This window comes from Streptomyces sp. NPDC031225 (assembly GCF_055570355.1).
The window spans coordinates 365,371-377,507 of record NZ_JBVIHJ010000003.1 but is presented as its reverse complement, the minus strand read 5'-3'; the positions used below and the strand labels follow the sequence as shown (position 1 = coordinate 377,507).

The window sequence follows — 12,137 nt, the reverse complement described above, 5'->3', positions numbered from 1 at the left end:
GTCAGCCCTTCGCGGTGCGGGCCGGCGTGGTGGAGGGCGGGAGGTCGCCGTTGTAGCGGGTGTCCACGTAGGCCCCGAAGTCGACCTTCTTCGGGATGAGCTTCAACGAGGTGAAGGCGTCCGCGATCTCCTGCTCGGAGGCGATCAGCGGCTTGTCGACCGCGACCGAGACCCGGCTCGCGTTGGTCCGCTTCACCGACGCGAGCGCCACCTCGTACGGCAGCCCGGTCTCCTTCGCCCAGACCTTGGCCCACTCCTCCTGATGGTCGTAGACCCAGGCGGTGGCCCGGCGCAGCCGGTCCAGGTAGTCCTTGATGGCCGCGGCCTTCTTCGCGTCCTTCAGTGCTCCGGGCGCCGCGACCTGGAAGGTCAGACCGTTGGTCACGCCCTCGCCGGTGGTCAGCACGCGGCCCTGCTTGGCCTGGAGGATCTGCGAGGTGTACGGGTCCCACACGGCCCACGCGTCGACCTTGCCTGAGGTGAACGCGGCGAGTGCGTCCGCCGGTTGGAGGTACTTGACCTTGACGTCGCTCAGGGTGAGTCCGGCGGCCTTGAGGGAGGCGACCAGCTGGTAGTTGGCCGACGAACCCTGCGCCACGGCGATCGATGCGCCCTTGAGCTGCTCGGGCTCGGTCAGCTTCGACCCGTTCGGTACGAGGATGGCGTCGCCCTTGGACGTGCCGTGGAAGGCGGCCACCACCGCGATCTTCGAACCGGCGCCGGCCGCGAACACCGGCGGGGTGTTGCCGACGCCGCCGATGTCGACGGCCTTGGCGTTGACGGCCTCCAGAAGCGGCGGACCGGAGGTGAAGGTCGACCACTTGATCTTGTAGTCGAGGTTCTTGAGCTCTCCGGCGGCACGCAGGATGGCCTCCGAACCACCCTTCTGGTCACCGACGTTGAGCGTGAGGGAGCCCTTGCCGTCGGTGTCGCTGCCCGTACCGGCGGATGCGTTCCCGCCGCAGGCGGTGAGCAGGAGGGCGAAGGGGAGGAGCAGTGCGGCGGGGGCGAGGCGGCGTCGCATGGGAGATCCGTTCTGTGGAACGTGGAGTGTGGGTGGGTGAGCCGCAACCCGGCTCTGGGGGCAGGGAGTTCAGGCGGCTTCGGCGGCGGTGTCGACGCCGAGGCGCTCCAGGAGCCGGCCCCGGATCTCCGCGAACCGGGGATCGGTGATGTCGCGGGGCCGGGCGAGGTCGATCTCCTGCTCGTGCGCGATGACGCCCTCGTCCATCACGAGAACGCGGTCGGCGAGCAGCACGGCCTCCTCGACGTCGTGTGTCACGAGCAGCACCGCGCAGCCGCGGCGTTGCCACAACTCGCCCACCAGACGCTGGGCCTTGATGCGGGTGAGCGCGTCGAGCGCACCGAACGGCTCGTCCAGCAGAAGGAGATCGGGCTCGCGCACCAACGCCCTTGCCAGCGAGGCACGTTGGGCCTCACCGCCGGAGAGGGTCTTGGGCCAGGCGTCACTGCGGTGGCTCAGGCCGACCTCCTCGAGGGCCTGGTCGGCGACGGTGCGCGCGGGTTTGCCGGGCAGCCCGAGCAGGACGTTGCGCCACACCTTCTTCCACGGCATCAGCCGGGGCGCCTGGAAGGCGACCGCCTTGCGGCGCGGGACCAGGACGGTGCCCTCGATCTCCCGGTCGAGCCCGGCGAGGATGCGCAACAGCGTGGACTTGCCGCAGCCGCTGCGGCCGAGCAGGGCCACGAACTCACCTGGACGGACGTCCAGTTGCAGGTCGTCGATGACGGCGCGGCCGTCGAAGGCGCGGGTCAGCCCCTGGACCCGCACGGCGTGCGCGGGCCGGGGTGCCTCGGCCGCTTCGGAGCCCCGGGCTGCCGTGGATGACCCGGCCCCGGGCGCCTCGGGCGACTCGGAGGGGGACCCGGACACCTGGAGGCTCACCGGCCCGTGAACGTCGGTCGCCATTGCAGCAGCAGCCTTTCGAGGGAGCGGACGATGAAGTCGGCGAGCAGGCCGAGGAAGGCGTAGACGATCAGGCAGACCACGATGACGTCGGTGCGCAGGAAGTCCCGCGCCTGCACCATCAGGAAGCCGATCCCGGAGTCCGCGTTGACCTGCTCGGCGAAGACCAGCGCGAGCCAGGCGATGCCGAGGGAGTAGCGCAGACCGGTCATGGCGCCGGGGAGCGCGCCCGGCAGGATGACATGCCGTACGAGTCCCCAGCGGGAGAGCCCGAGGGACTCACCGGCCTCGATCAGCTGGGCGTCGACGCCGCGGATGCCCGCGTACACGTTGAGGTAGAGGGGGAAGGTCACGCCCAGTGTGATGATGGCGATCTTCGGAGCCTCGCCGATGCCGAACCAGATGATGAACAGCGGGATCAGACCCACGAACGGCACCGTCCGCAGCATCTGCACCGGAGCGTCCACGATGTCCTCGCCGATCCGGAACAGGCCCGAGACGAGGGCGAGTCCGGTGCCTATGAGCAGGCCCAGGAGCAGTCCGCCCGCGACCCGCTGGAGCGAGGTCGTCATGGCCGAGGCCAGCGAGCCGTCGGCGATCAGATCGCCCGCGACCTGGGCGATGCGGCCCGGGGAGGCGAGGACGTTCGCGGTCAACACGCCTGTGCTGCTGAGGAGTTGCCAGAGCGCGAGCAGGAGCAGAGGTCCGGTCGTGCGGCGCAGCCAGCGGGGGACGAGGGTGCGGCGGGAGGAGGTCGGGATGATGGGTTCGAGGTCGACGGAAGCGGCTTTCGAACCCGATATGTGCGAAATATCGGGTTCGAGAGAGCCGGGAGGGGCATGGCTGATGCTCATGGATGCTCCACGGAGGGGACAGCGGCCGATGAGAGGGGGCGGCCGGGCGCCGCCGCGTCAGCCACGCGTGAACAGATCGGAGATCAGCGCGGACTGGACGTACGGGGAGGGCGGAACGCAGGCGCGAAGAGGGCGGGAGAAGGCGTCAGCAGCCGCGGCGACACGCGGCGGAGGCCACCCGCAGCAGGTCGATGTGACCGCGCGTGGTGAGCAGAACTGAACGCAACATGGGGCAGAAAGTAGCCAGTCGGCATGACCACGGTCAATGGTGTCTCGCAGAGTGGACCCGCGGTATCGCAGGTTGAGCTGAGGGAGAGGAGTGAACACGGGCGGAGGGGTGAGGATGGGGGGATGTCAGACGCCTTCACCACCCGAGTCCTGAATGTCACCTCCGGTTCGACGGAGCGGATCGTCGACCTCACCGGCGACTGCGAAGCCTTCCTGGGGGAGGTCGCCGCCGGCCGCGACGGCCTCCTCAACATCTTCGTCCCGCACGCCACGGCCGGCGTCGCGATCATCGAGACGGGCGCCGGCAGCGACGACGACCTCCTGGCCGCGCTGCATACGCTCCTCCCCGCCGACGACCGCTGGCAGCACCGCCACGGGAGCCCCGGCCACGGCCGCGACCACGTCCTCCCGGCGATCGTCCCGCCGCACGCGACGCTGCCGGTTCTGAACGGACAGCTGGAGCTGGGGACTTGGCAGTCGGTGTGCCTGGTGGACACCAACCGGGACAATCCGAGCAGGCGGGTCCGGCTGTCGTTCGTCGGCTGAGGAAACGGGGCGCCCACCTCGGGTCCGGGGCATGCCCGTCGCCTCGTCAGGCGTGATTCCCGGGCCGGTGGCCGACGCACCGCTGCCCGGGACAGCGGCGAGGCCGTCCCGGGCAGCGGTGCGTGCGGGGTGTCACGGGGCCGTCAGATAGGCCCTTTCGATCGTCTGGGTCAGGGTGTTGCCGTCCCGGTCGGTCAGTTCGGCGCGCAGGGAGACGGAGCCCGCCTTCGCCGGGTGCTTCAGGGACAGGTGGGTGCCGCCGACGGACTTGGCCGGCTGCCAGGTGACACCGTCGTCGTAGGACACCTGGAAGGCGAGCTTCGCCGGGTGCCGGCCCGCCGTCGCGCCCTCGACGGTGAACGGGACCTCGAAGCGCTTGCCCGCCTTCGCCGTGCCGGCGAGGGTCAGGTCGGGGCTGAAGCGGATCGTCGACAGCGGCAGTGCGGCGAAGTCACCCTCGGGTGTCGTGGCCGAGTGGAAGGTCCACTCGACGTGGACGCGGGTGCTGACCCCGTACACGGCGGCATCGCGGGAGTTGTCCACCGTCAGTTTGTACGCGGTGTCCTGAGCCGGGAGCGTGTATTCGGTGAGACCGTCGGTCACCGGGGTGTCGTAGTCGTCGGGGATCTCCTTGCCGTTCGCCTCCAGCCTGGACGTTCCCGAGGCCGCATTGCTGATGCCCCAGTGACCTGAGCCGTCGCCGAACAGCGGCAGGTAGGCCCTGAGGGTGTTCCCGGAGCGGCCCGCGCCGGGGTAGCCCCTGGCGACTCCGATGTCCTCGGGCCGGTTCATGACCGGTCCGAAGACGCCCACGGCGAACCGCTCCTGGTAGGTGCGGCCTGCCTGCCAGGTCCTCGGCATGCGCATCTGGAAGCCCTCGACGACCGAGTCGCGGCCCTCTCCCGAGACCTGCCAGGTGCGCAGCGACCACTTCACGCCGTTGTCGAGGATGTACTCGGTGCTCCGGAACGGCAGGTCCCCCCGCATGTCCGCCCATCCGGTCACCAGCCGGCCGTCGGGCAGGTGCGCGGTCACCTCGGCCTGGACGCGCCGGCCGTCGACCGGCTCACCCACCTGGAGGTTCACCTTGGCCAGTTGCCCCCGCGCGACCTTCGCGGTGAAGCCGTCCAGGCTGCCCTCGCGGTACCAGCCCAGGTGGTAGGTGACCGGCTTGCCGTCCTTGTCCTGGCCGGCCCAGTCGCCGGAGTACAGGGACTTCAGTCCGTCCACGGGTTCGTCCGGGCCGAGCCGCCCGAACCGGGAGCCCTCGAAGGTGGGCATCAGGAACTGGAGGGAGCCGTCGTCCTGTCCCTCACCTCGCCCGTAGCCGATCGCGACCGCGGCGTCGTTGTTCACGGTGGCCGGGTCCGGCACGGTGATGTCCATCGGCTTTGCCTGCCGCGCGTCGACCTCGACCGTCGTGTCCTTGTCCAGCCGCAGCCTGGGCTGGATCAGTACCGCGTGTTCGGCGGACGACAGCGAGGGGTGGATCAGCCCGGTGAGGAGGTAGTCGGCCTTGGGCAGCCGTACCGTCAGCTCGCCGTCCTGGTCGTCGGCGTACTCGGCGTAGAAGTCGCCGTAGAGGTCCGCGACGGAGGTGAGGGCGTCGCCGGTCGCCTTGCCGTCCTTGTCGATGTGCCTGAGCGTCAGCGAGTACGACTCGACCTCGCGCTCCACACCGACGGCGGACCGCACCTGTACCTTGCCGTCGGCCGAGGTGGCCGACACCGAGCCGCCGAAGCTGCCGTCCGCGCTTCCGACGCGGGTGTCAGCCGTGACCTCGGCGCTCGCCTCGCCGCCCGCCGGAACGGTGACCCGCTGCGGGGAGACGGCGAACATGCCCTCGGCGCCGGGCTTTCCGTCCACCGCGTAGGCGTCGACGGACAGGTCCAGGGTGACCGGTTCGGTGCCGAGGTTGCGGTAGGTGAGCTGCTTGGTCACCGCTTTGTCGTCGTCGTGCGGCCACTGCTGGACGCCGAAGTCGACCGGCCCCTGCTCGGTGACGACGCTCTGGTCCAGTGCCCGGACCACGTCGACACGTCCGGTGCCCTGCTGGAAGGAGCTGTACGCGCCCGGCTTCGCCGAGCCGGTGAGCACCGCCTTCAGGCGCTCGCCGCTCCAGCCGGGGTGCTGCTGCGCGAGGATCGCGGCGGCGCCCGCGACATGCGGGGTGGCCATCGAGGTGCCGTCGATCGTGAGGTATCCGGGGACGTCGGAGGGATACCACTCCTCCAGGGAACTGCCCGCGGCTGCCGCGGCCGTGATGGCGACACCGGGCGCGGTCAGGTCCGGTTTGACCCCGCTGTCGCCGACGCGCGGACCGCGGCTGGAGAAGTCGGCGAGCGCGTCGGACTTGTCGACCGCGCCGACGGTGAGCGCGGACGCGGCGCTGCCGGGCGAGCCGACGGTCCGTTCGTGGTCGCCCTCGTTGCCGGCCGCGATGACGAACAGGCTGTCCGACTCGGCGGAGAGCCGGTTGACGGCCTCCTCCATCGGGTCGATGCCGGGGAAGTCGGTGCCGCCCAGGCTCAGGCTGACGACGTCCGCGCCCTGGGCCACCGCCCACTCCATGCCGGCGATGATCCCGGAGTCCGTGCCACCGCCGTTGTCGTCCAGGACCTTGCCGTTGAGGAGCTGTGCGCCCGGCGCGACCCCCTTGTACTTCCCGCCCGACTTCGCGCCGCTGCCGGCCACCGTGGACGCCACGTGCGTGCCGTGGCCGAACTTGTCGGTGGTGGAACCGGTGCCGCTGAAGTCCTGTTCCGCGACCACCTTGCCCGCCAGGTCGGGGTGGCTGGTGTCGATGCCGGTGTCCAGTACGGCGACCTTGGTGCCGGTGCCGTCGAATCCCGCGGCCCAGGCTGTCGGTGCGCCGATCTGCGGCACGCTCTTGTCGAGGGAGGCCTTACGCCTGCCGTCGAGCCACAGCTTCTCCACGCCGGCCGCGGCGGTGAACTGCGCTGTCCCCTGGGCCGAGTTGTGGGTGACGGCTTTCCAGAAGTCGGTGCCGCGCTTCTTCGCGGAACGCATGGCCCTGCCGTTGACGACGGGCAGCTGACGGCCCATCCGCGCACCGGCCTCGGTGAACGGGCTCGTCGAGGGGGCCTTCTTGCCGCGGAACGTGACGATCAGCGGCAGGTCGGAACGGCCCTTGTCGTCGTAGCCGTCCTTGACCAGCTGGGTGACGTCGAACAGTCGCGGGTCCAACGTGCCCTTGGCCAGCAGCAGTTCGGCGTCACCGGGGACGACCCGGGTGTGCCCGGCGACGACCCTGATCGAGAAGGGCACGCGCTGCCGGCCCTGCGCCCGCTCCACCCCCGAGACCTGCCCGGTGCCGTCCACCCGGACCCGGTCACCGGTGACCAGGGTGACCGTCCGCACCGCGGAGGCCGTACGGGCGGTCTTCCCGGTGCGCGCGTCGACGGCTCCCGCGCCGGCCGGCAGTCCGGCCAGCACCAGGGCCACGGAAGCCACTCCCGCGGCCAGGGACGCGTGTCTGCGGCGTACGCGTAACTCCATCTGAACTCCAGTTCGTCGGTGAATCAAGGGGTGATTCAACGGGGGATCCACGGCGGGATCGGGACGTCACGGGACGGAGGGCCCCGTGACGAGACGGCCGTCGCTGTCGTACGGCCAGACATTGGGGACGCAGCCGAGCAGGCCCTTGATCTGCTGCATCATCGCCGGGGCGGGCTGCCCCTTGCCCGGGCACGTGACATGCCCGTGGCCGAGGAAGTGGCCCACCTCGTGGTTGATGATCAGGGCGCGGTACCCGGTGACGTCCTTCGGGTAGAACTCGGTCGCCAGCACCCAGCGTCTGAGGTTGACCATCACCTTGTGGTTCACGCTGCAGTTGACCTTGCCGCCGGTGTCGAGGCCGCCCTCGGCACAGATCTTGTCGACGGTCGCCGGGGTGGCGAGGCGGACCACGAAGTCGGTGGGCCCGCTCGACACCCGCTGGAACGCCGAGCGCCCGTCGGCCGTCCAGCCACGCGGGTCGGCCAGGGTCCGCTCCACCTGTGCGGCGACGTCGTCGGGCGTGATCGTGATGCCGTTCTCCACCTCGACCCGGTAGCGCAGGGGCGTGCCCTTGCCGACTCGTGCGCTCCCGCCGGACGCGGTGACGAAGGTGCCGGGGCCGCTCTCGGGGAGGGGCGTCGTGGAAGGGCTGGGAGAAGCGCTGGACGGGGACGGGGACGGTTCCGGCGACTCGGTGGTCCGCTGCGGCTCCGGGCCGGCGGCGGTCGAGGGCGCCGCCGACGGTCGTTCCGTGTCGGACGGCAGCCACGCCACCACCGCGCCACCGACGGCCGCGAAGACCGCCAACGCGGCCAGGCCACCCGTCAGTTGCCGCTTCGTGCTCCGCCGGGAGTGTTTGCGGCGACGGCGGCCTGCGGAGTTCTGTTTGTGCGCTGTCACGGTCGTTCACGATGTGATCGCCATGTGATCGGACCTGGCCCGGAAGGTAACGAACCGATAACGCTCGTCGTGGTCATGTCCCTGTGGATACTGTGCGCATGTCACGTGTACTGCTGATCGAAGACGACCCCGCCGTCCGGGAGGGCGTGGCCCTGGCCCTGCGCCGACAGGGCCATGACGTCGCCGCCACCGCGACCGGCGAGGAGGGGATGGACCGGCTGCGGTCCTTCCGGCCGGACATCGTGATCCTCGATCTGATGCTCCCCGGCATGACCGGCCTGGACGTGTGCCGGGGCATCCGGGCCGTCGACCAGACCCTGCCGATCATCATGGCGACGGCACGGGGTGACGAAGTGGACATCGTTGTCGGTCTGGAGGCCGGCGCCGACGACTACGTCGTCAAGCCCGTACTGGCCCGCGTGCTCGACGCGCGCATACGCGCCGTCCTGCGCCGGTCGGCGGGGAGCACATCCGGCACCGAGGGACTGCCGAAGATCGACACCTACGGCGACCTGGCCGTCGACCGGGCCGGCCTGACCGTCGCGCTCGACGGCGAGCAGATCGCCCTCGCCCCCTCCGAGTTACGGCTGCTGCTCACCCTCTCCGCCTCACCGGGCCAGGTGTTCAGCCGCCAGCAACTCCTGGAAGCGGTCTGGGAACACGACTACCACGGCGACGCCCGCCTGGTGGACGCCTGCGTCAAACGACTGCGCACCAAGATGTCCGAGCCGCCCCGCGCGCCTCGCTACATCCACACCGTGCGCGGTTTCGGCTACCGCTTCGCGGCGCCGTGAGGACGCGTCGGCTGGATGGCGCCGTGAAGACGCCCCGGCTGGGTGGCGCCGTACGGAAGCGTCGGCTGCGCGGACTGCGCGCCCGCCTGGTGGTGGCCTTCGGGCTCGTCGCCGCCGTCGCCGCCATCACCACCGGTGCCCTGACCTTCCGGGAGGCCCGCACCGGAGTGCTCCAGCAGAGCCAGGACGCCGTCATACGGCAACTGCGGGCCCAGCTCAACCAGCACGCGGCCGAACTCGGCCATCCGCCGGACGAGTCGGCGCTCCGGCGGTTCGCGGAGAAGGTGGCGGACACCGAGGCCCAGGGAAGCTGGCGCGTGCTGGTGACGTACGGGGACCGCAGTGGCTCCTCCGTGCCCGGCGACGCGTTCACGGAGGTGACGCCCGCCGTGCGCGAGGCCGTCGACGCCAGCAAGGCGACCGTCTTCCAGCGGGTGCGCGAGGGCGGCCGCACCTCCCTCGTCGTCGGCATGTCGATCACGTTCGGAGCGCCGGACCCGGCCGGGACCGCCACCGGCGTACGGGTCTTCCTGGTCGTCCCGCAGACCACCGAACAGGCCTACGTCGACGCTCTGGTCACCGCTGTGGAACGGGCCATGGTGGCGGCCCTCGCGCTCGCCGTGGTGCTCGCCCTCCTCGCCGCCCGCGGCGTACTGGTGCCGGTGCGGAAGCTGCGGCACGCCACCCGCCGGATCGCCGAGGGGCGCCTTGACACCCGGCTCGCGGTCAACGGCTCCGACGAACTCGCCGACCTGTCCCACACGTTCAACGAGACCGCCGCCGCCCTGGAGACGTCGGTGGCGGAGCTGCGCGAGATGGAGGCCCGGGCCCGCCGCTTCGCCGCGGACGTCTCGCACGAACTGCGCACCCCGCTCGCCGCCATGTCCGCGGTCACCGACGTCCTCGACGAGGACGCGGCCCGGCTGGACCCGGACACGGCCACCGCGGTCCGCCTGATCAGCGAGGAGACCGTGAAACTCGCCCGGCTCGTCGACGACCTGATGGAGATCTCCCGCTTCGACGCGGGCGCGGCGGTGCTGCACCTCGACGAGATCGACCTCGCCGAGTCGATCCGGCGCACCCTCGCCTCCCGCGGCTGGACGGACACGGTGGGCACCGAACTGCCGCCCCCGCACGCGGTACGCGGACGGGTCGACCCGCGTCGCCTCGACGTGATCGTCGCCAACCTGGTCGGCAACGCGCTGAAGCACGGCGCCCGCCCGGTACGGGTGCGTCTGAGCGCGGCCGACGGGGTGGCCGTCATCGAGGTGAGGGACAGCGGTCCCGGCATCCCGCACGACGTACTGCCGCATGTCTTCGAACGGTTCTACAAGTCGGACACCGCCAGGATCCGCTCCGAGGGCAGCGGCCTGGGCCTGTCGATCACCGCCGAGAACGTGCGAATCCACGGCGGCACCGTCCGCGCGGCCAACCACCCCGACGGCGGCGCCGTCTTCACCGTGGAACTTCCGCTGTGGCGGGACGAGTCGCCCGAGGAGAACCCGGCATGAAGACCCTGCACCGCGTCCTGCCGCTGACGCTCCTCGCGCTCACCTCCTGCGGCATCCCCGCGACCGGAGTGGTGGAGGCGGGCGGTCCCGCGAGCGGAACCCTGCCGATCACGCAGGTCTACTTCGTCAGCGACGGCAGACTCGTCGCGATGCCGCGCACGACCGCACTGCCCGGCGACCCCGCGGCGGCGCTGCGGCTGCTGATGGCCGGTCCGATGGCCGGGGAGGGCCGTTCGGGCGAGGACGTCTCCACCGAAATCCCGGCGTTGCCGACCTCCATGGCGCTCCCGCCCGCCACCGCCGAACCCTCCGGGCAGCCGTCGCCGGACGACCCGACGGTGACGGTGACGGGCGACGTGATGTCGATCCGACTGCCCCAGGGCCTTGGCCCGTTGAGCGACATCGCCGTGCGGCAGGTGATCTGCACGGCCGCCGCCGCGTACCGCTTCACCCGTCCGTCCGCCGCCCCGGTCACCGCCGAAGTGGTCTACGGCGGTGGTCGCAGCGTCAGGGGGTCGGACGAGGGCTGCCCCGATCTGTGAGGAGGCCTCCCGCCGGGGGCCCGGGCGGAGGCGGGGGAGCCGACGGTACGGCGGTGTCGGCCTGTTGGAGCTGGGTGAGGAGCTGGTTCTGGCCGGCCAGGAGCTCGGTGAGGATACGGCGGGCGGCGCGCAGGAGTTCGGCGACGTCGCCGCCGGCGAGTGCGTAACTCACCGTGGAGCCTTCCCGGATGGACACGACGATGCCGGAGCGCCGTAGGACGGCCAGCTGCTGGGAGAGGCTGGAGGGCTCGATGTCGATGTCGGCGAGCAGGTCGCGGACGGGCACGGGCCCGTGCTGGAGCAGTTCCAGGACGCGGATGCGCACAGGGTGGCCGAGCATGCGGAAGAAGTCCGCCTTGGCCTGGTAGAGGGGGACGTGCATGCTCGCTCGCTCCCTGCCGGACGGTACGGGGTCGTCGGTGCCGATCCTGCTGGCCGGGGACGCCGGGCGGCCATGGATTGGACTCATGTGGATGTGGCGACTTGAAGAAGTCTTCACATGGCGGCCGCACGGCGTCCCGACCGGGAGCGGGTCTAGATCTCCAACTGCTCCTCCACGCGCTTGAGTTGGTGACGCGCCATCGCCAGGTTGGAGCGGGCTTTGTCGAGGACCAGATACAGGAACAGTCCGTTGCCGTTGCGGCCGGTCACCAGGCGGATGAGGTGGTACTGGCTCCCGAGCGTGATCAGGATGTCCTCGATGCTGCTCTTGAGCCCCAACTGCTCCATGGTGCGCACCTTGGCCCGGATGACATCGGTGTTGCCGGCCGCCGCGACCGTCATGTCCAGGTCCTTGCTGCCGCCCAGCGTGCCCAGCGCCATCCCGCTGGTGTAGTCGACGACCGCTGCCGCCATCGCCCCTTCCGTCCCGGCCAGCATCTCCTTCAACGACACTTCCACACTCGCCACGGGGCCTCCCTTGTACCTGTGGTTCGCGGCGGGCCCTGATGGGTCCGTCCGCCGGATGGCCGGACCGTATGCGCGTCGCCGTGGCCGACGGCGGGAGTCTTCGGGACTGTCCCCCGTTGACTGAACGCCACCCCGACGAGACCGCCTCCGGGCCACAACTGGCCTTCGGTGGGCGGAAGGTGACGTGTGGGCTGCGCGGGGTTCAGGGCCGCCGGGACCCGCTCCGCCACCTCGGCCGAATGGCCCGAGTGCGTGCCCCTCGCCCCGGCCGGGATACAGACGAACGGCCGAGGCGGCCGCCCGGCGCCCTTCGCGAGGCCAGGTACCGAAGGGCCCGTTCACGACGAGCCCCCATGCGTCACCGGCAACGGCTCGTCGTCATCGCCTGCCTCGCCCTCACGGCCGTC

Annotated in this window: 12 protein-coding genes; 4 read left to right on the top strand and 8 right to left on the bottom strand. The window is 71.0% G+C overall.

All coding sequences use genetic code 11. The features are described from left to right. Window position 1: 1 nt before the first annotated feature. The 4 genes from ACZ48Z_RS07170 to ACZ48Z_RS07155 form a co-directional block, all read right to left on the bottom strand. The gene (locus ACZ48Z_RS07170; protein WP_468734786.1) at window positions 2–1,024 is read right to left on the bottom strand and encodes an ABC transporter substrate-binding protein; all 1,023 of its coding nucleotides are present in this window, start codon (window positions 1,022–1,024) and stop codon (window positions 2–4) included. A gap of 69 nt (window positions 1,025–1,093) precedes the next feature. Then, the gene (locus ACZ48Z_RS07165) at window positions 1,094–1,930 is read right to left on the bottom strand and encodes an ABC transporter ATP-binding protein (RefSeq protein WP_468734785.1); all 837 of its coding nucleotides are present in this window, start codon (window positions 1,928–1,930) and stop codon (window positions 1,094–1,096) included. Continuing rightward, window positions 1,903–2,781 carry an ABC transporter permease gene (locus ACZ48Z_RS07160; protein ID WP_468734784.1) on the bottom strand — a complete coding sequence of 293 codons (879 nt, stop codon included), beginning with the start codon at window positions 2,779–2,781 and terminating at the stop codon, window positions 1,903–1,905. Before ACZ48Z_RS07160 ends, ACZ48Z_RS07165 begins: the two co-directional genes overlap by 28 nt. Before the next feature lie 145 nt (window positions 2,782–2,926). Further along, window positions 2,927–3,010 carry a putative leader peptide gene (locus ACZ48Z_RS07155; protein ID WP_350495123.1) on the bottom strand — a complete coding sequence of 28 codons (84 nt, stop codon included), beginning with the start codon at window positions 3,008–3,010 and terminating at the stop codon, window positions 2,927–2,929. A gap of 122 nt (window positions 3,011–3,132) precedes the next feature. Between ACZ48Z_RS07155 and ACZ48Z_RS07150 the strand changes: the two genes are divergently transcribed. Continuing rightward, window positions 3,133–3,555: a YjbQ family protein gene (locus ACZ48Z_RS07150; protein WP_468734783.1), complete on the top strand. Its 423-nt coding sequence runs from the start codon at window positions 3,133–3,135 to the stop codon at window positions 3,553–3,555. A gap of 132 nt (window positions 3,556–3,687) precedes the next feature. Here the strand turns inward: ACZ48Z_RS07150 and ACZ48Z_RS07145 are convergent, their stop codons facing one another. After that, entirely contained in the window at window positions 3,688–7,074 is a 3,387-nt protein-coding gene (locus ACZ48Z_RS07145) for a S8 family peptidase (protein WP_468734782.1), read from the bottom strand. A 66-nt stretch (window positions 7,075–7,140) separates the two neighbouring features. After that, complete coding sequence (locus tag ACZ48Z_RS07140) at window positions 7,141–7,974, bottom strand: DUF3152 domain-containing protein (RefSeq protein WP_468734781.1); 834 nt, start codon at window positions 7,972–7,974, stop codon at window positions 7,141–7,143. 98 nt (window positions 7,975–8,072) lie between these two features. Here ACZ48Z_RS07140 and ACZ48Z_RS07135 point away from each other — a divergent pair, with 98 nt between their 5' ends. Genes ACZ48Z_RS07135 through ACZ48Z_RS07125 form a run of 3 tightly spaced genes read left to right on the top strand, consistent with a single transcriptional unit; the run spans window position 8,073 to window position 10,821 of the window. After that, window positions 8,073–8,768, top strand: coding sequence for a response regulator (locus tag ACZ48Z_RS07135; protein WP_468734780.1), 696 nt, complete (start codon window positions 8,073–8,075; stop codon window positions 8,766–8,768). A gap of 23 nt (window positions 8,769–8,791) precedes the next feature. Then, entirely contained in the window at window positions 8,792–10,279 is a 1,488-nt protein-coding gene (locus ACZ48Z_RS07130; RefSeq protein WP_468734779.1) for an ATP-binding protein, read from the top strand. Further along, window positions 10,276–10,821, top strand: a complete 546-nt coding sequence (locus tag ACZ48Z_RS07125) for a hypothetical protein (protein ID WP_468734778.1) — start codon at window positions 10,276–10,278, stop codon at window positions 10,819–10,821. The genes ACZ48Z_RS07130 and ACZ48Z_RS07125 overlap by 4 nt, the downstream gene beginning before the upstream one ends. Here the strand turns inward: ACZ48Z_RS07125 and ACZ48Z_RS07120 are convergent. Both ACZ48Z_RS07120 and ACZ48Z_RS07115 read right to left on the bottom strand, forming a co-directional pair. After that, window positions 10,787–11,203, bottom strand: coding sequence for an ArsR/SmtB family transcription factor (locus ACZ48Z_RS07120; protein ID WP_468734777.1), 417 nt, complete (start codon window positions 11,201–11,203; stop codon window positions 10,787–10,789). The two genes, ACZ48Z_RS07125 and ACZ48Z_RS07120, sit on opposite strands and share 35 nt — an antisense overlap. Before the next feature lie 152 nt (window positions 11,204–11,355). Continuing rightward, the gene (locus ACZ48Z_RS07115) at window positions 11,356–11,730 is read right to left on the bottom strand and encodes a hypothetical protein (RefSeq protein WP_468734776.1); all 375 of its coding nucleotides are present in this window, start codon (window positions 11,728–11,730) and stop codon (window positions 11,356–11,358) included. Window positions 11,731–12,137: the final 407 nt, after the last annotated feature.

Excerpts from the sequence above, each read along its gene's own strand:
- ACZ48Z_RS07155 (WP_350495123.1), bottom strand. The coding sequence starts at position 3,010 with ATGTTGCGTTCAGTTCTGCTCACCACGCGCGGTCACATCGACCTGCTG.
- ACZ48Z_RS07120 (WP_468734777.1), bottom strand. The coding sequence starts at position 11,203 with ATGCACGTCCCCCTCTACCAGGCCAAGGCGGACTTCTTCCGCATGCTC.
- ACZ48Z_RS07150 (WP_468734783.1), top strand. The coding sequence starts at position 3,133 with ATGTCAGACGCCTTCACCACCCGAGTCCTGAATGTCACCTCCGGTTCG.
- ACZ48Z_RS07170 (WP_468734786.1), bottom strand. The coding sequence starts at position 1,024 with ATGCGACGCCGCCTCGCCCCCGCCGCACTGCTCCTCCCCTTCGCCCTC.
- ACZ48Z_RS07165 (WP_468734785.1), bottom strand. The coding sequence starts at position 1,930 with ATGGCGACCGACGTTCACGGGCCGGTGAGCCTCCAGGTGTCCGGGTCC.
- ACZ48Z_RS07160 (WP_468734784.1), bottom strand. The coding sequence starts at position 2,781 with ATGAGCATCAGCCATGCCCCTCCCGGCTCTCTCGAACCCGATATTTCG.
- ACZ48Z_RS07125 (WP_468734778.1), top strand. The coding sequence starts at position 10,276 with ATGAAGACCCTGCACCGCGTCCTGCCGCTGACGCTCCTCGCGCTCACC.
- ACZ48Z_RS07145 (WP_468734782.1), bottom strand. The coding sequence starts at position 7,074 with ATGGAGTTACGCGTACGCCGCAGACACGCGTCCCTGGCCGCGGGAGTG.
- ACZ48Z_RS07135 (WP_468734780.1), top strand. The coding sequence starts at position 8,073 with ATGTCACGTGTACTGCTGATCGAAGACGACCCCGCCGTCCGGGAGGGC.